This is a genomic window from Mycobacterium pinniadriaticum (genome assembly GCF_026242045.1).
GTDB classification, from domain to species: domain Bacteria; phylum Actinomycetota; class Actinomycetes; order Mycobacteriales; family Mycobacteriaceae; genus Mycobacterium; species Mycobacterium pinniadriaticum.
Genome location: NZ_JAPJDO010000037.1, coordinates 21,739 through 39,213 on the forward strand (window position 1 = coordinate 21,739; position 17,475 = coordinate 39,213).

A 17,475-nucleotide genomic window follows, 5' to 3' on the forward strand; every position below is an offset into this window, starting at 1 on the left:
TTACGCTGCCGGGCGGCTGAGCCAGGGACGGAAGGGCCGGGAGCGTTCGATGAAAATTGTGCTGGCTTTTTACGGAACTCGCGGGGACGTCGAGCCGGGGATGGCTGTTGGCCGTGAGCTGATGCGCCGCGGTCACGATGTGCAGATGGCCGTGCCGCCCGACCTGGTCGGCTCGGCCGAGTCGGTGGGCCTTACGGCGGTCACCTATGGACCCGACACCCGGTCGTGGCTGGAAAACACCCGCGACTTCTGGGGCTATTTCTTCCGCAACTTCTGGCGAGTGCGCGACGTACAGAAGTTTCTCCGGGAATCCCGGGAGCCTGGGCTGCGGGCCTGGGGGGAGATGAGCAGGACGCTGGTTCCGGTCGCGGCCGGAGCAGACCTGCTGGTGACCGGTGTCAGCTACGAGGAGTTGGTCTTCGACGTCGCCGAATACTGCGGCGTTCCGCTGGCCACCGTGCTGTGGTTTCCGATGCGGGTCAACGGCAAGCTTCTGCCCAGACTGCCTGATCCGGTGGTGCGCGCGGCGATGAAGGCGGCCGAGTGGCGAATCTGGTTCGGGGTCAAGAAGGTCGTCGACATGCAGCGCCGTGAATTGGGTCTGCCGCCGGCGACGGGCCCTGTGCCGGGTCGGATCGCCGAACGTGAACTGCTGGAGATCCAGGCCTATGACGAGGCGCTGTTCCCGGGGCTGGCGGCCGAATGGGCACGATGGGACGGCCAACGCCCCTTTGTTGGCACCCTGACGCTGGAGTTGGTCACCGAAGCCGACGCGGACGTCATGTCCTGGATTACCGCGGGGACCCCGCCGATCTGCTTCGGATTCGGCAGCATTCCCGTGGAATCGCCCGCCGACATGGTCGCCATGATCGCGGGAGCCTGCGCGCAGGTGGGCGAGCGTGCCCTTGTCTGCGCCGGTTGGACCGACTTCAGCGATGTTCCGCAGTTTGACCACGTCAAAGTGGTGGGCGCGGTGAATTACGCGACGATCTTCCCGTCCTGCCGAGCTCTTGTGCACCACGGCGGCGCGGGCACCACCGCGGCCGGTCTACGTGCCGGGGTCCCGACGCTGGTGCTCTGGATGGCCGATGTTCAGGGGATGTGGGGAGCGGCGGTCAAAGGGTTGAAGGTAGGCACCTCGCGACGGTTTGCGGCCACGTCCGAGAAGACACTGGTCGCCGATCTGCGCACGATTCTGGCGCCGGAATACCTGACCCGTGCCCGTGAACTGGCAGCCAGGATGACCACACCCGCTGACAGCGTGACGAACGCTGCCGACCTTCTGGAAGATTTCGCCCGCACCAAGCAGGCTGCGCCGACCTGACGATCCGATCCGGGAAAACGCCGCAAACTGACGTCGCTGCAAGTTTAGACTCAGCGCCGACATGCTGGCATGCGAGATAGGGCCGTTTTGACCATCACCGACTACGACGTGCGATCTCTGTACCTCGACCTGCTCCGACGCAACCTGACCAGGTTCGGAATGCATGAGCGGATGCCATCGGACTGGCCGTTGCGGCGTCGTCTCCTTCTCAAGGCGGCCAATACCTTCGGCCCCAAACTTCGCGGTGCCGGCGTGCGTGGGCAGAACTATCGCGAAGCGGGCCTGGATTGGCCGGCCGAAGCCGAGACCATGATCGGCATGAAGAGGCTCACCAGCCTGCAGGAGTGCGTGGAGACGGTGCTGGCCGATGACGTGCCCGGCGACCTCGTCGAAACCGGCGTGTGGCGCGGCGGCGCGTGCATTCTGATGCGCGCGGTCCTCGCCGCCTACGGAGATACCACACGCAATGTGTGGTTGTGTGACTCCTTTCAGGGGGTCCCACGTTCGGACACCGAGAATTACAAGGCGGACAAAGGGATCAGGGCAGAGTTGGCCGCGGGCATCCTTGGGGTCTCCGAGGCCGACGTCAGGGCGAATTTCGAGCGCTACGGGCTGCTGGACGACCAAGTCCGTTTCCTCCCGGGCTGGTTCAAGGACACGCTGCACGACGCCCCGATCGAACGCATCTCTGTGTTGCGACTCGACGGCGATCTCTATGAATCCACGATTCAGGCCTTGGACGGCTTGTACCCGAGGTTGTCGCCCGGAGGATTCTGCATCGTCGATGACTACCTTGCTGTGAAGGCGTGTGAGAAGGCCGTCACCGACTACCGCGAGAAGCACGCCATCACAGAGGAAATCGTCGATATCGACGGGACGGGTGTGCTGTGGCGCAAGAAATGATGCCGTCAGGTCCAACTACGTAATCTGTTGCGACTGTTCAGTGCCCGGAAGGGAGACCGACATCGGGGCGTTGGTAGTCCAATCTCAGGAGGCAATGCCGTGCGAGAGAGCCACGCGTCGACGGTGCGGGAGAACAGGTCCGGATTCTGTAGGGGCCAGTCGTGGCTCATGCCGATCGCGACTCTGTCGAGTCCCTTAGGCATTGATCGCGCGAGAGTTGCGGCCCAGCGGCGCATCAAGTCCAGCTCGTTGTCTCCAAATACGAATAATGTTGCTACGTCGGTCTTGTCGAGCCCTTCGGGAATGGTGAATCCCGCCGACGCCACGGCGATGTGGGCGAACTGCTGGCCTGAATTAAGGCGTGCGTCGTCCCGGTAGCTGGCATTCGCGGCTGCGTGGAGCGGATTCCAGTGGCGGGTGATCAACAGCCACCGAAACAAGGCGGTGCGGGCGAGCAGCCAGGCTACGCGTCGCGTCAGTTCCACAGCGGGCATCGTGTTGACGACGCTGCTACAGAGCACAGCCCGGTCGATGAGTTGTGGCTCGGTGGCCAACAGCTGAATGCCAACCTGGGCCCCGAGCGAGTAGCCGACCAGGTGCGCTCGTCCGGTCCCGACTCGGGTGCGGATAAGGTCCGCCACGGCGTCAGCGGCTCGCTTCATGTCGAAGGGTCCCTGCTGAAAGCTTCTCCCATACTGAGGCAAATCGGGTACAAGGCAGCGGTACTGCCGCATCCGTTCGACCACAGGTTGCCAAGTCCAGCCGCTCATGAGCCCGCCGTGCAGGAAGACGATGGTGGGCGCGTCAGTCGGGCCGGACTCGCGTATGAACAGATCCACATAGGCGATGTTATGCGTGCCTGCGGGCGCACCCCCCGGCGATCGAGGCTGTCGTCAACTGGTAACTAATCAGATCGCTCGTCCACAACAAACTCCTGACTGCTAGCATCGCGCGCGTGAGTAACGACGGGGGGTCGGTGCGGATCGGGATCCTGGGGGCAGCGAACATCGCGCCGGCCGCGCTGATCGATCCGCAGAAGGACAACCCCGAGGTCGAGGTGGTTGCGGTGGCCGCGCGGGATGTAACACGCGCGCGGGCTTTTGCGGCCAAGCATGGCGTTGCTCGGGTGCATGACAACTACGAAGCGCTGATTGCCGATCCTGATATTGATGCGGTGTACAACCCGTTGCCAAATGGGTTGCACGGCCGGTGGACTCGGGCCGCGCTCGAGGCAGGCAAGCATGTGTTGTGTGAGAAACCGTTTGCGGCGAATGCCACCGAGGCCAGAGAGATCGCACAGGTGGCGGCGAAGTCAGGAGCGGTGGTGATGGAGGCGTTTCACTACCGCTATCACCCCCTCGCATTGCGTGCTGAGGAGATTATCGCTTCGGGCGAACTGGGCACTTTACAGCGGGTGGACGCTGCCTTTTGTTTTCCACTACCGAAGTTCTCCGACATCCGCTATAACTACTCCCTCGCGGGCGGCGCCACCATGGATGCCGGATGCTATGCCGTCCATATGCTACGTACGTTCGGCGGTGCAACGCCGGAAGTTATTTCGGCGGAAGCGAAATTGCGCGATCCCCGGGTGGACCGCGCGATGAGGGCCGAGTTGCGTTTCCCTGCGGGGCACATGGGTCGGCTCCGCTGCTCGATGTGGTCCGCCGACGTGCTCAGGATAAGCCTCAACGTGGTCGGTGACCGCGGCGAACTGAGGGTGCTCAACCCGGTGTTGCCTCAGATTTATCATCGCCTTTGGGTGCGATCGGGCGACACTAAGCGTGTCGAGCGTTTTCCGCGCCGCTCGACGTACGCGTATCAGTTGGATGCGTTCGCCGGAGCGGTACTCCGAGGAGAGCCGGCCAAGACGATGGTCGAGGATGCGATCGAGAACATGACGGTCATCGATGCGATCTACCGCGCCGCTGGTCTTCCCCTCCGAGAGCCGAGTTGAGGTCGGCTACTAACGGTAATGCCAATTCCGGCCACACCAGCTGGAACGTTCTTTAGTATCGCGTCGGCGGTGGCGAGCCCCGGTTTTGGCGCGGGCACTGCCTTCGGTTACGCAATGAGAAGAGAGACACAATGCCAGACAGCGCGGGCCCGGTTCGGATCGGCATCTTGGGCGCCTCAAGTTTTGCGCCGACGACGATGATCAATCCGGCGAAGGGGAATCGTGATGTCACGGTAGCCGCGGTGGGAGCCCGTGATCAGCCCAGTGCCGATCAGTTCGCCGCCAAGTACGGTATTCCCAAGGCCTATGGCAGCTACGAGGCGCTGATCGAAGATCCCGACTTGGACGCCGTCTACGTTTTGGTGCCCACCAGCATGCATGGGAAGTGGGCAAAGGTTGCGATCAATTCGGGCAAGCATGTGTTGGTTGAGAAGCCCTTCACTGCCAATGCCGCGGAGGCTCGCGAGATCGCCGAGCTGGCTGCCAAGTCGGACCGTGTGGTGATGGAGGCGATTCAGTTTCGTCATCACCCGTTGACTAGGCGTGTCGAGCAGATCCTCGCCTCGGGCGAGCTGGGCACGTTGCAGCGAGTCGATGTCACCTTGTGCGTTTTGCTGCCGACGTTCAAGGCCAACTGCTACAACTACGACCTTGCCGGCGGCGCGATGATGGACGCGGGAAGCTACGTGGTCAACATGGCCCGCACGTTCGGTGGTTCGACGCCGGAAGTTGTTTCGGCACAGGCGAAACTGCAGAAGCCCCGCGTAGACCGCGCTATGACGGCCGAGTTGCGGTATGCAAGCGGCCACACCGGTCGACTGCGCTGCGCGCTCTGGTCCGCGACAACATTTCGGGCAGTCGCCAAAGTGGTGGGCGAAGATGGTGAACTGCGGGTCATCAGCCCGGCAGCACCGCACATCTTCCCGCTGCTTTCAGTCCGGTCAGCCAACGGGAGGCGGACCGAGCGCTTCTCGCGTAGGCCCACCTACTCCTATCAGCTCGATGCGTTCGCCGGCGCGGTGCTGCGAGGAGAGCCGGTTCGGACGTCGCCTCAGGAAGCGGTTGAGAACATGAGTGTAATCGATGCGGTTTATCGCGCTGCGGGTCTTCCCATCCGCGAACCGAGCTGACGAACAGCGTGTTGCCCAGAGCAGGGCAACGCGACAGCCAGACGCCGAAACACTTACTTGACCGTCAAAAAACTGCGATACTGCCCGGTGTTCTTGATTGTGATCGTGTGTGCGCGCATGAGCCTAAGGGGTTAGAAGCCGCGATGAAGATTGTGCTGGCGGCCTACGGGAGTCGTGGAGATGTCGAGCCATCGGTCGTCGTAGGTCGCGAGTTGCTGCGGCGGGGTCATGACGTCCAGCTTGCCGTCCCTCCCGAGCTCGTTGGCTTCGCCGAAGACGCGGGCCTTCCCGCGGTCGCGTACGGTCTGGATACCAAGACCGTTGTGGAAGCGCAGCGCAATTTTTGGACATGCATCTTTCACAGCCCTTGGCGGGTGCGGGAGCTGCGCAGAATGTCGCGCGAAATTCAAGAGATCAACTCCCGTTGGTCAAAGGCAATGTCGGATACGTTGTTACCGATCGCCGACGGAGCCGATATCTTGTCAACTGGTATCACCTTCGATCAGCCGGCAGCCGACGTCGCCGAGTTCTACAACATTCCGATGGCCACGTTCGATTACTACCCGATCCGGGCAAACGGCCAGCTTGTACCTTTCCTGCCGGGACCCTTGATCCGTTTCGGATGGCTACTGGGCGAATGGCTCACTTGGCGAACAATGAAGAAGGCCGAGGACGCTCAGCGCGCTGGAATAGGCCTCCCAAAGGCAAGGAAGCCCCCGTCTCTACGGATCACCGAACGACGCTCTCTGGAAATCCAGGCCTACGACGAAGTGTGGTTTCCGGGGTTGGCAGAAGAATGGGCAAAGTTCGATGGCCGGCGGCCCTTTATTGGCACACTTACGATGCAGTCGGAGACGCCTGCTGATGAGGACGTCGCGGCTTGGATCGCGGCGGGAACGCCTCCGATTTTCTTCGGGTTCGGCACGATACCGATCGCGTCTCCGGAGAAGACGCTCGCAATGATCAGTACGGCTTGTGCAAAGCTCGGCGAGCGGGCGTTGGTGGTCGCCGGTGCGACCGACTTCGGCACCCCTCCGCCGTCCGAGCACATCAAGGTGGTGAGCACGGTGAATTACGCGACCATCTTTCCCTCATGTCGTGCGGTCGTGCACCACGGCGGCGCCGGCACCTCGGCGGCGGGTCTTCGCGCCGGGGTCCCCACTTTGATTCTGTGGACTATGCCTGATCAGCCGATGTGGGGAGCTCAGCTCAAGCGATTGAAAGTAGGTGCCGCGAGGCGTCTTTCAACTACCACCGAGAAGTCGCTAGTGGCAGACCTTCGCACCATTCTTGCTCCGGACTATGTGACTCGCGCTCGCGAGATCGCCGCTGGGATGAGCAAACCTGCCGAGAGTATCGCGGCTGCCGCGGATCTGCTGGAAAACTTCGCCCGGCTGCGGCGCCCCGAGTTGATCGGCGACCGTCAGTGCTCGGATTGATGGTGTGGATATGCGCCGCTGGTCCGGAGTTACTTGCTAGCGCAGAGACCAAATGATGTCTAGGCTCAGCGCCGCTTGAGGCGGCCCAGGAAAGTAGGATCTGTTTTGACCATCACCGATCAGAATGTCCAATCCCTGTATCTCGACCTGCTCCGGCGAAACCTCACCAGGTATGGCATGCATGAGCGGATACCGTCGGATTGGTCACTGCGGCGGCGCATCGTTCTCAAGACCGTAAACGCCGTCAATCCCAGACTCAGGGGTTTGGGCGCTTCAGCGCAGTCAGCGCGCGAACTCGGCCTGGACTGGCCCGCCGAAGCGGAGACCATGATCGGCATGCAGAGACTTGCGAACCTGCAGCACTGTGTGGAGACGGTTCTGGAAGAGGATGTCCCTGGCGATCTGATCGAGTGTGGGGTGTGGCGCGGCGGAGCGTCCATCCTGATGCGGGCGGTCCTGGCTGCTTATGGGGATTCGAACCGGAGCGTTTGGCTGGCCGACTCATTCCAAGGTGTTCCGCCCCCGGATCCCGCAAATTACAAGGCGGACAAGGGGATTAGGCTTGACCGCTATGCGAGCGTGCTGGGGGTATCGGAAGCGGAGGTTAGGGCCAACTTCGAGCGGTACGGGCTACTCGATGACCGCGTCCGTTTTCTTCCCGGGTGGTTCAAGGACACCTTGCAGCATGCGCCGATCGATCGCATTTCGGTGTTGAGACTCGATGGCGACCTATATGAATCGACAATTCAAGCGCTGGACGCGTTGTATCCGAAATTGTCACCCGGGGGCTTCTGCATTGTTGACGACTACCTGGCGATTCCGGCGTGCGCGCAAGCTGTCACCGATTACCGCACGAAGCACGGCATTTCCGCTGAGATCGTCGATATCGACGGCAGTGCGGTGCTGTGGCGTAAGTAGCGGAGTCTGCGAGACGACTGCTGAGGGGACCGCGATTAGATCGGTATTTCGCCAATGACTTCATCGGAACGCTCGGGCTTGTCGCCAGCGAGTTTGAAGAGCCACCGGTCCAGGATGAGAAAGCGTCCGACCCAGACGATGCCCAAACCCAGGAGTTGCGCGACTAACACGCCTGCGCCACGGACAATAGTTGCCCGATCAGCCATCGCAGCTTCGACGAGGTGGGTGAAGAGAGTGGCCAGTGCGACGCCCAACATCACGGCTACCCAGAATACGAGCATCTGACCGCGCAGGCTGTCGCGTGATGTCACCCGCCAGACGAAGTGCCTATTAGCAAAGAAGTTGGGCACCGTGATGATAGCGGCCTGCAGCAGTGAAGCGGCGGTGTAATTGTGTAGCCACAAGCCTAGAATCTGGATAAGGGCTTGACCGATAGGGACGAAGACCGCAGACACGGCCGCATAGCGCAGTTTTTTGCGAGTCTCGTCCGTGCGGACGGATAACAATCGACTCAAGAGCGGGAAGGTCATTGTCGGTAGAAGATACCGGGATTTGGGTCGCTCCATTGCCAAGCTGACGGAACCAACGCTGATCCACCGATGAATATTTGGAGACTCGGACCGAGGAGCTTCCGCCGGCCTAGCCAGCGCTCACGAAGCTACATAATCCTTTGTGATGGTTGATAGTTTGCAGCAGTGAATGAATTGGTTGCGCTACCAGCGAGAACAGTGGGACGCGCGATGAGGCGGTGTTCGACGGCTACGTGGGGCTCCGCCCGGTGGCAGCAAGGCTTCGCCGCAGCGATCGCTGCACTAGTTTTCTGGCCGGAATCGTCGGCCGATGCAGTGGTCGGGATCGATCCGTCTTGGCAGGCGGGGCTGGCTATGGCTCAGGCACACGATCTCGCGTGGGGCCCCGAAATCGTTTTCACCTATGGGCCGCTCGGATTCCTACAAACCGCCGCCTACTACTCATACGGCCAGTCGCTGCTCGCCACGATTTACCAACCGATCGTGGTCGCGACCCTGTTCCTCGGCATCGCGACAATTTTGCGTCAACGCCACGCGCCAATGACATCGCTCATCGTTGCGTTTCTCACCACAGGCATCACAACTTTCCTCCACATCGGTCACGGTTGGGGCGTTCCGGGTTTGGAATATCCGGAGTTGGCAGTTCTCGCAGCGTTCGCGTGGGGTGCCGCGCCTCTGTTGCAGCGTGATCCCGGGCGTTCGATGGTTTTCGTCTCATGCCTCGGCCTGGGCGTGGCCGCGGGTTTTCAGTTGCTGGTGAAGTTCGACACCGGCGTCACGATCGCGCTCATCGCGTTGTCGGTGTCCGTATTGCTCGACTGGAGAGCGGTTGGGCGCCATTGCGCGACGGTTGGGGCGTTCGCCGCGTCCACTCTTATCTTGTGGGCGCTTGCTGGCCAACGACTAGGGGATCTACCCGGCTGGTTCAGATCCAGCGTTTCGCTGCTACTGGGCTACAGCGAGGCCGTCGCCGTCCCTCTTAATCTATTTTCCGCCTTCGTGTCGGTGCTGATCTTGGCCTGGATGGGGGTGCTCTGCGTGATGTTCTTTCGTGGATCCCCGGAGATCCCTCGCAGTTTCGTGGTGTTTGTCGGCCTGGTGACAGTGATCCTCGCCAAGAAAGCGTTCGTGCGATTTGACGAATGGCGCTTGTACCCAGTGCTTGCCCTCATCGTTGTTGCGGTTGTCATCACCCCGCTCGTCTGGCGCCGGAGACGTGCGTTTCGCATGGTGTCAATCACGATTGTCCTTGTCCTGGTTGGCATACCAGATGCCGGTAAACTGGCCCTCGGATACCCCAGCCGCGTTGTCGCAGCAGCGCAGGCGCCCTTTCGAGCGGTCAACCGGTTGGTCTCTCTAGCCTTTCCGGGGCACGTAGAGCAACGCATCGAAGAAGCCAAGGCACGCCAGCGTGCGCTCTACGCTATTCCGGACCGCTTCATCGAGACGATAGGGTCGGCGACGGTGCACCTTGACCCCGACCAGACCTCGGCGGTCTGGGCCTATGATCTGACATGGCGCCCAGTACCCGACTTCCAGACTTACGCGGCCTATACGCCCGCGCTCGACGCTCTCAACAGCGAATCGCTGGTAACGGGTCCCCAATTCGTTTTGTCACGGTTGTCACCGGCCTCACCCGCCATCGGCCCGATCGATGGGCGGCTCAGCGTGCAGCAGTCCCCGCGGTATTCGCGTTCGCTGCTGTGCAACTACACCGTGAAGGACGTTGCGGACCGCTGGGCGCTGTTTGAACACACCGGTCCCCGCTGCGGACCGCTGACCCCGGTATCGGAAGTCACCATCCGTGCGGGCGAAATGGTCGGCGTGCCGGCCCCCAGCAGGCCGGATGTGGCGGTCCTGGTCGGCATCGATCTCCAGCCAACCATCATCGACCAGCTCTTTCAGGGGGCTATCGTTCCGCTCACCATCCCGACCTTGGCACTCGACGGGGTCGACTACCGTCTCATCTCCGCCAACGCCGCCGAGCCGTTTCTTGTCAATTCACCGGCTTCAGTTGACGGCACGGACCTACAAATCCGAGCGCGCACCATCGGCGTCGGCCGTGCCCCAACTCTGGGTCAGGCTGGCATTATCGCGCGACTGCGGTTCTACGAAATGCCGGTGGCTTCGTAAGTCTTGGGAACAACACGCTGCGGGTGATGAATTCGCCGATCTACAATTCACGCCCATGAAGCGCCTCGCACCGAGCGTCGCCGCTCTATTGTTGGTGGCGTGCGGAAGCGCCACGCACACCGCAGAGACGTCATCACCGCCAACAGCTGCTACCAAGACCGTTATCGACGCTCAAGGCGTGTACCGGCCATTCATCGACAATGACGGCACGTACGTTGTCGGGGTCGACGTACCGATGGGGAAGTATCGCAACGACGGTGGCACAGATTGCTATTGGGCGCGGTTGCGCAGCCTTGACGCGAGCGACGTAATCGACAGCAAAAAGACCAGTAGCCCGCAGGAAGTCGAGATCCGGGTCAGTGACACCGCTTTCTTAACCCAAGGGTGTGGGACCTGGCAGATGATTCCCGCCTTGTGAGACAGACCGTGACCCTGTCGGCGCTGCCAGTTCACCACCCGCCGGGCATAAGGCAGTGCATGGTCGTGTTTCGACGGCTCGAAGGTGGTAGCGGACGCCACATTTTCCGATCACATACCGGTACCTGCTTTCGGTTACGTTAATTTGCCTCTTCCTGGTTGGATCATCGGTATCTTGGGTCCGGCCGCGAGCAACCAAGGGGCCAGTTGGGTGAGTGTGTGGTGCGAAGCCGGGCCCTGATGGGTGGACTGCGGGTCAGCTTGAACAAGGAAGGACCCCATGGGGCCGTCAACTGAATCAGCAGGATTCGAGTTCGATGTTTGTGTCGTCGGCGGTTGTGGGCACGTCGGGCTGCCGCTGGCGATCGTGATGGCGCACTCTGGCCTGCGCGTCGCGATCGACGACATCGACACGAGAGCCGTCGAAACTGTCCGGGCCGGCCGAATGCCCTTCATGGAGGAGAAGGCCGAACCAATGCTCGCCGAGGTCATCAATAGGAATCTGACCGTCGCCGATGATCCGACGCTCATTACCAGGTCGCGCATCGTCGTCGTTGTCATCGGCACGCCGGTTGACGAGCACCTGAATCCAACCTTCCATAAGATCCATCGCTTTTTCGTCGACCTGATGCCTCACCTTGTCGACGGCCAAACTCTCGTCCTGCGCAGCACGCTCTATCCGGGGACGACCGAGAAGGTGGACACCCTGCTGAGGGTTGCCGGGCGGAGTGTGCACGTCGCATTTTGCCCAGAGAGAATTGCGCAAGGAAATGCGATACGCGAACTCGTCGAGTTGCCACAAATCGTGGCAGGTTGCGATGAGGAGGCGACGACGACGGCAACCGACCTCTTCAGTCGGATCGCTCCGTCAATCCTTCAGATGCAGCCGATTGAGGCTGAATTGACGAAGATTTTTGCCAACGTGTGGCGCTACATCCAGTTCGCGACGGCTAACCAGTTCTTTATGATCGCGACTGATTTCGGTCTGGACTTCTATCGGATCTATGACGCGCTCACCCGCGACTATCCGAGAATGGCCGGACTGCCGAAGAGCGGGTTTGCGGCTGGGCCGTGCCTGTTCAAGGACACCATGCAACTCGCGGCGGCGACCGAGTCAAGATTCTCGTTGGGGCACGCGGCCATGCTCATCAACGAGGGACTTCCAGATTTCGTCGTCCAACAGATGAAATCGCGTTTCACGCTTGGCGGCCTGACCGTGGGCATTCTCGGCATGGCGTTCAAAGGTGACATCGACGACAGCCGAGAATCGTTGTCGTACAAGTTGCGCAAGATTCTTGAGTATGAAGCGGCCACGGTCATATGCACCGACCCATACGTCGAGGACCCGCGTTTCGTGGCACTCGACGAGGCTGTCGAGCGGTCAGATGTATTGATTCTTGGGGCACCGCACAGCGACTATCGCTCGCTGGTGATCCCCGAAGACAAACCGGTCATCGATGTTTGGAACTTTTTCGGAAAGGGAGCACAGCTTACGTGAAGATTCTGGTCACCGGGTCGGCCGGCTTCATAGCCGGCTACCTCGTGGAGGAACTGCTCGCCAACGGCTATGAAGTGGTGGGTCTCGACAACTATTCCAAATATGGGCCGGTTGAGCGCGCGTTCGACACACACCCGTACTACACCGTTGTTGAAGGCGACGCCAAGGATGTCGGACTGCTCAAGGAGCTGCTCACGGATTGCGATCATCTAGTTGCCGGAGCGGCGATAATTGGCGGCATCTCGCTATTTCACGAACTTGCTTACGACCTTCTGTCAGAAAACGAGCGAATCACTGCGGCGTCTTTCGACGCGGCAATCTGGGCGCATCGGGAAGCGAGCCTTCGCAAGATCACGGTGGTGTCCTCGTCGATGGTCTACGAAAGTACGTCAACCTATCCGACTCCTGAAGGTGAGCAACGTCGCTGCCCACCGCCGGAGTCGACCTATGGTTTCCAGAAACTCGCCACTGAGTATTTTGCGCAAGGAGCCTGGGAGCAATATCAGTTGCCCTACACCATCGTGCGACCTTTCAACTGCATCGGTATCGGAGAGAAGCGCGCCCTATGTGATCGCGAGATCATGTCAGGCAATGTCCAACTCGCAATGAGCCACGTCGTTCCTGACCTCGTTCAGAAGGTTCTCAAGGGCCAGGATCCACTGCATATACTCGGCGATGGTAATCAGGTCCGTCACTACACCTACGGTGGCGATCTGGCCCGTGGTATCCGCTTGGCGATCGAGTCTGACGCGGCACGGAATGAGGACTTCAACCTTTCGACCGCGACGTCGACGACGGTGTACGAGCTGGCAGAATTAATTTGGCGGAAGGTAAAGGGCAACGAACCACTACGGATCGTGAGCGACGACCCGTTCCCCTATGACGTGCAGCGACGTGTGCCGGATGTCCAAAAGGCCATGGCGACCCTCGGTTTCAAGGCCACGACGTCACTCGACGAGGCGCTAGATGAGATCATCCCGTGGATCAAGGCCCAGATCCAGGTGGGCGGCATCTGATGTCAGAAGGCAACGGTGATCTCAACTCCGAGTTGGATCGGTTGTACGCGGTCAGATTCCACGACACTGAGCGTGAGTCCAAAGCGCAGCTATGGCGCGTCATCTGTGAGAAATTCTTCGCCAACTACGTGCCCGAAGATGGCTGCGTCGTCGATCTCGGCGCCGGTTACTGCGACTTCATCAACAACATTTCCGCGCGCCGACGAATCGCTGTTGACCTCAATCCTGACACAGCGAGATTTGCCGCTGCGGGGGTCGAGGTACACCAACTTCCACTTGAGCGATTAGTGGATGCTGTCGAGCCGGGCACGGTTGATCTCGCGTTCGCCAGCAACGTGTTTGAACATCTTCGAGATCCCGATGCGTTGCTGAGGGTGCTCGCGAACGTCCGCGCAGTGCTGCGGCCGGGTGGACGAATCATGATAATGCAGCCGAACGTCCGTCTCGTAGGGGGAGCATTCTGGGATTTTTTCGACCACACGCTGCCGCTGAGTGAACGTGGGATGGCCGAAGCGCTGGAGGTCGCTGGATTCAGGGTCGTTGAGTGCCGCGCCCGATTCCTTCCCTATACGACGAAGAGTCGGCTTCCGCAGTGGGACTTCCTCGTTCGGTTGTACTTGCGCTTCCGGCCGGCCCAGTATCTCCTAGGTAAACAGATGCTTGTGGTGGCAGAGCCGCAATGATCGACGAGATCGACATCATCGTTCCGGTCTACAACGAAGGCTCCAATATTGCGGCCGCCTTGGCGGAAGTTTATTCGATGGTGGCTCGCCCGAAGCGGGTGCTGATCGTATATGACTTCGACGAGGACGACACGGTGCCTGTAGTCCGCGAACTGATGCCTCAATACCCTGGTCTTGAGCTAGTACGCAATAACATTGGGCGAGGCATCATCAACGCAATCCGAGCGGGCGTCGAGGCGGCGCGTTCTGATGTGGTTATCGTCTCGATGGCGGATTTGTCCGACGACCTTCGGGTTGTTGACGATATGGTCCAGCTGATTCGCGACGGAGGCTACGATATCGTTTGCGCGTCGCGGTATATGCGCGGCGGCCGCCACATCGGCGGACCTCTTCTCAAACGAACCATCTCGCGGTTTGCCGGCTTGTCGCTCTATTGGTTGGGTGGCTTGCCAACGCACGACGCAACCAACGCATTTCGCGCTTATCGACTATCCGTTCTTCGTGACATACCCATCGAAAGCTCGGGCGGATTCGAGTATTCGCTCGAGATCACAGCCAAAGCTCACGTCGCCGGTCGCCGGGTTACCGAGGTGCCGTCTACATGGCGTGATCGCACAGCCGGTGAGTCGCGGTTTCAACTCATGGAATGGCTCCCGCATTACTTCAAGTGGTACGTCTATGCCGTCAGTCGGGGTCGAGTTGTACGAACCCCAGACAGGTCAACTGTCGGTCCATCGTCCGTTGGCGAGCTCGACGCCGACTGACGGCAACGCGCGCATCGCCGCCCGATTCGCGCACCGTGTGGGAGCTCCGGGCCGCGCCGTGATTACCCCTCGCGTTTTTTGATGAACCGCGCAAGCTTGTTGTCGCATACGAGGTCGAGTCGCGTGGTGTTGGTGCGGATTTCTTCTACCTCGTGCGGAGCGATGTATGGTGCGCGCGGCCACACACCGAAGACTGGAAATAGGAGCGCCCCATCGCGCGCGGCTGTAGTGAATGCCTTTATCCGCCTTGCTAAGTCGCTGCCGGACGTTCGATCACCCGGCAGATTACGCTGCATGCCACGAAGCAATCGCACGGTATTCGGTGCTACGTGCATATCCTCGATTATGTATTGCCCGCCGGGCTTCAGGTGCGGAAAGAGGTATGCCAGGCTGACTTGCTGATGCATTGCTCTGTGACTGCCGTCATCTATGATGACGTCGAACTCGCCACCTGAGAACTCCACGAAACGTTCGAGGTCCCGTCGGTCGGACTGGTCACCAACGAATGTAACGACTCTGTCGTTGTCAAACCGGTGGCCGTCCACGATGTCGTAGCCAAAAATCTTGGCGTGCGGGAAGTACTCGTACCAACCCTTCAAGGATGCTCCCGGCATCCGCGGGTCGCAAACCCCGATCTCGAGCACGCGCAGCGGTTCGTTCCGCAAGGCCTCGAGCCAGCGCTCGTAATATGCGGTGTAGCCATGAGCCTCTCCGGTCGCAGTGCCTTTATCCGAGCGGTTTGTGTCCATGATCTCACTCAACGTGGGCACTGAAACCTCCTCTGCGTTGCACGCGTTAACAGTCAACCGTTTGGTGTTGATCATTGACCTCTGCGTTAGTTTCGATGATTTCGTCGCCCACTGTGGGCCTTTCGGGCAATTCGTGCAAGATGGCCTGGCAAAGGTCCCGTTCAGCAGGATCGACCTGAGGATTCCGAAGGAGTCCGTGGACGTGACGGCAGTCTCGGGGAAGGACGTCTCGACTCCTAGCCTCGAGCCCCGGGTGAGTTCACAGGAAATCCGCGGTGAGAAATCGGGGTGTCAGTTAGCAAAGTGAGCCTGATTGACGTGCGCGGCCACACGCAAGGCGTTCGCCGCAACCGTCAGGCTGGGATTCAATCCAGCGCTGGATGGAAAGAACGAGGTATCGACTACGTACAGGTTGTCGACTTCATGTGCGCGGTTGTGCGCATCCAGCACGCTGGTGGCTGGATCAATGCCGAATCGGCATGTCCCACAGACGTGGCCAGTGTTCGAATTGTCCTTACCGCTACCCAGGGGGAGCGTACGAAACGGCTTCAAGACCTCCTTGAAGTGGCCCAGGAATGCAGTGCGGCGTTCGATCTCACTGGCATGCAAGCGGTATTGAAGTCGCATCCGTTGGCGGCCATCCGCGCTTGGGCGGTTGGAAAGTAGCACGCGGTTGTCCAGGTAGGGCAGGTCTTCTGTCATCGCAGCTAGGATCAGGCCGCCGGTGAAGAACCTCTCATAGATCCGTCGAACCACCGGGCTTATTAGACGAAGTGCCTTCGCTCGCGGACCGGGGCGGTTGAGCAGCCACTCCATAGGCGGTATCGCACCGAATGACTGCACGGTTCCGTACTTTTGGCCCTCGTAGAAGTAGAAATCGTTGAGTCCTATCTGTTTGTTGGCGGCGGTGATCCTGGAGTCGGACTGTGGCCAGATTTCGATCGGATCGAGTAGATGCCTCATCAGGTTGCGCCCCACCATGTCTGAGCCGTTCGCGAGTCCGCGAGGCCAATCTCCCGATCGGGAATTGAGCAGCAGCACAGGGGTCGCCAGCGCGCCGGCGGCCAGCACGACCACCTTGGCTTTCAGCGTCAGTCGGCCGGACTCGTGCTCACAGATCACTCGTCGAACACCGGCGCGGTCGGCTTCCAGGCCGACAACTCGGCACTGCGCCAGCAGATGCGCGCCGTGGTCGGTGAGGGCGGGCAGCACGCAGTTGCGCGCGGCGTCGTTTTTGCAGGGCTGCGGGCACAGATAGGTCTGGCACGTGGCACATCCGGCGGTGTAGTCACACGCCATCGGCAAGTGATAAGGATGCAATCCGCGACCGATCAGATAATCGACGAGCGGCTGGTTATCGGCCGAGAATGGCGGCGCCGCAGGCAGATTGACGTCCGCCGCCTCAGGCCTCAGGGGGTCGGGCTGGCCGCGGACCCCCAACAGCGTCTCGGCCTCGGCATACCATGGCGCCATCTGCTCGTAGGTGACCGGCCAGGCCTCCGGCACGGTGGAATCCCCGGGATCGGCGAAATTTTGTCGGGGCGTGAAATCCCGAGGAAAGAAGCGTTCGCAGACCATGCCGTAGAGGGCGGAGGATCCGCCCGTTCCGCTGCCGATGAACGGCACGAAGTGCTTGGCGAAGCGTCCACTGATGTCTTCGACCTCGTCGGTTGAGCGGCCACCGCGAGCCAGCGCGTCGTAGTAGGCCGCCGTTGAACGAGTCAGCGTCGGTTCGGCCAACTCTGGCATCGCGGACCGGATCGTTCCGGGTGTCCCAGGCAGTGTCGAGCGTCCCTTTTCGACGAACAGCACTCGGCGGCCCGCCCGGGCAAGCCGATAGCCCAGCATTCCGCCGCCCATGCCAGTGCCCACGACGATCACGTCCCACTCGATGCGTTCCGTCTCGCGCGCGCTCGATGCGCCGTCCGCCAAAATCTGGCTCCTCAGCATGATGGTCCAAAAAGGGCCTGGTCTGGGCGATTCGGGATCGTACCAACGATAAGCCGGCGTCATGGTC

The 17,475-nt window shown here is 60.7% G+C and carries 16 protein-coding genes; 12 read left to right on the plus strand and 4 right to left on the minus strand.

Translation table 11 applies throughout. From position 1 onward, the window contains the following. Positions 1-49: 49 nt before the first annotated feature. Positions 50-1,324, plus strand: a complete 1,275-nt coding sequence (locus ORI27_RS26850) for a glycosyltransferase (protein WP_266000156.1) — start codon at positions 50-52, stop codon at positions 1,322-1,324. A gap of 87 nt (positions 1,325-1,411) precedes the next feature. Then, the gene (locus ORI27_RS26855; protein WP_407666437.1) at positions 1,412-2,227 is read left to right on the plus strand and encodes a TylF/MycF/NovP-related O-methyltransferase; all 816 of its coding nucleotides are present in this window, start codon (positions 1,412-1,414) and stop codon (positions 2,225-2,227) included. Between the two features lie 5 nt (positions 2,228-2,232). Here the strand turns inward: ORI27_RS26855 and ORI27_RS26860 are convergent, their stop codons facing one another. Continuing rightward, positions 2,233-3,066, minus strand: a complete 834-nt coding sequence (locus ORI27_RS26860) for an alpha/beta fold hydrolase (RefSeq protein ID WP_266000157.1) — start codon at positions 3,064-3,066, stop codon at positions 2,233-2,235. 116 nt (positions 3,067-3,182) lie between these two features. On the opposite strand from ORI27_RS26860, the gene ORI27_RS26865 reads away from it, so the two are divergent. The 4 genes from ORI27_RS26865 to ORI27_RS26880 all read left to right on the plus strand — a co-directional run bounded on the left by ORI27_RS26865 (position 3,183) and on the right by ORI27_RS26880 (position 7,668). Further along, positions 3,183-4,181: a Gfo/Idh/MocA family protein gene (locus tag ORI27_RS26865; protein WP_266000158.1), complete on the plus strand. Its 999-nt coding sequence runs from the start codon at positions 3,183-3,185 to the stop codon at positions 4,179-4,181. A gap of 131 nt (positions 4,182-4,312) precedes the next feature. Next, a complete protein-coding gene (locus tag ORI27_RS26870) occupies positions 4,313-5,311 on the plus strand; it encodes a Gfo/Idh/MocA family protein (protein WP_266000159.1) in 999 nt (332 codons plus the stop codon). Positions 5,312-5,454: 143 nt separating this feature from the next. Beyond that, positions 5,455-6,750, plus strand: a complete 1,296-nt coding sequence (locus ORI27_RS26875) for a glycosyltransferase (protein WP_266000160.1) — start codon at positions 5,455-5,457, stop codon at positions 6,748-6,750. A 105-nt stretch (positions 6,751-6,855) separates the two neighbouring features. Further along, a complete protein-coding gene (locus tag ORI27_RS26880) occupies positions 6,856-7,668 on the plus strand; it encodes a TylF/MycF family methyltransferase (RefSeq protein WP_266000161.1) in 813 nt (270 codons plus the stop codon). Between the two features lie 35 nt (positions 7,669-7,703). Here ORI27_RS26880 and ORI27_RS26885 read toward each other — a convergent pair whose 3' ends face one another. Next, positions 7,704-8,198, minus strand: coding sequence for a GtrA family protein (locus ORI27_RS26885; RefSeq protein WP_266000162.1), 495 nt, complete (start codon positions 8,196-8,198; stop codon positions 7,704-7,706). A 165-nt stretch (positions 8,199-8,363) separates the two neighbouring features. Here ORI27_RS26885 and ORI27_RS26890 point away from each other — a divergent pair, with 165 nt between their 5' ends. The 6 genes from ORI27_RS26890 (at position 8,364) to ORI27_RS26915 (ending at position 14,709) form a co-directional block, all read left to right on the plus strand. Continuing rightward, the gene (locus ORI27_RS26890) at positions 8,364-10,331 is read left to right on the plus strand and encodes a hypothetical protein (protein ID WP_266000163.1); all 1,968 of its coding nucleotides are present in this window, start codon (positions 8,364-8,366) and stop codon (positions 10,329-10,331) included. 55 nt (positions 10,332-10,386) lie between these two features. Next, positions 10,387-10,749, plus strand: a complete 363-nt coding sequence (locus tag ORI27_RS26895; protein WP_266000164.1) for a hypothetical protein — start codon at positions 10,387-10,389, stop codon at positions 10,747-10,749. A 279-nt stretch (positions 10,750-11,028) separates the two neighbouring features. Continuing rightward, positions 11,029-12,246: a nucleotide sugar dehydrogenase gene (locus ORI27_RS26900; RefSeq protein ID WP_266000165.1), complete on the plus strand. Its 1,218-nt coding sequence runs from the start codon at positions 11,029-11,031 to the stop codon at positions 12,244-12,246. Further along, positions 12,243-13,262: an NAD-dependent epimerase/dehydratase family protein gene (locus ORI27_RS26905; protein ID WP_266000166.1), complete on the plus strand. Its 1,020-nt coding sequence runs from the start codon at positions 12,243-12,245 to the stop codon at positions 13,260-13,262. The genes ORI27_RS26900 and ORI27_RS26905 overlap by 4 nt, the downstream gene beginning before the upstream one ends. Then, positions 13,262-13,945 (plus strand): class I SAM-dependent methyltransferase, encoded by a 684-nt coding sequence (locus tag ORI27_RS26910; RefSeq protein WP_266000167.1) that lies wholly within the window; start codon positions 13,262-13,264, stop codon positions 13,943-13,945. The genes ORI27_RS26905 and ORI27_RS26910 overlap by 1 nt, the downstream gene beginning before the upstream one ends. Then, entirely contained in the window at positions 13,942-14,709 is a 768-nt protein-coding gene (locus tag ORI27_RS26915; protein WP_266000168.1) for a glycosyltransferase, read from the plus strand. The genes ORI27_RS26910 and ORI27_RS26915 overlap by 4 nt, the downstream gene beginning before the upstream one ends. 62 nt (positions 14,710-14,771) lie before the next feature. Here ORI27_RS26915 and ORI27_RS26920 read toward each other — a convergent pair whose 3' ends face one another. Together ORI27_RS26920 and ORI27_RS26925 are read right to left on the minus strand one after the other, a co-directional pair. Beyond that, positions 14,772-15,533, minus strand: a complete 762-nt coding sequence (locus ORI27_RS26920) for a methyltransferase domain-containing protein (RefSeq protein WP_266000169.1) — start codon at positions 15,531-15,533, stop codon at positions 14,772-14,774. Between the two features lie 216 nt (positions 15,534-15,749). Further along, positions 15,750-17,408 (minus strand): GMC oxidoreductase, encoded by a 1,659-nt coding sequence (locus ORI27_RS26925; protein ID WP_407666439.1) that lies wholly within the window; start codon positions 17,406-17,408, stop codon positions 15,750-15,752. Positions 17,409-17,475: the final 67 nt, after the last annotated feature.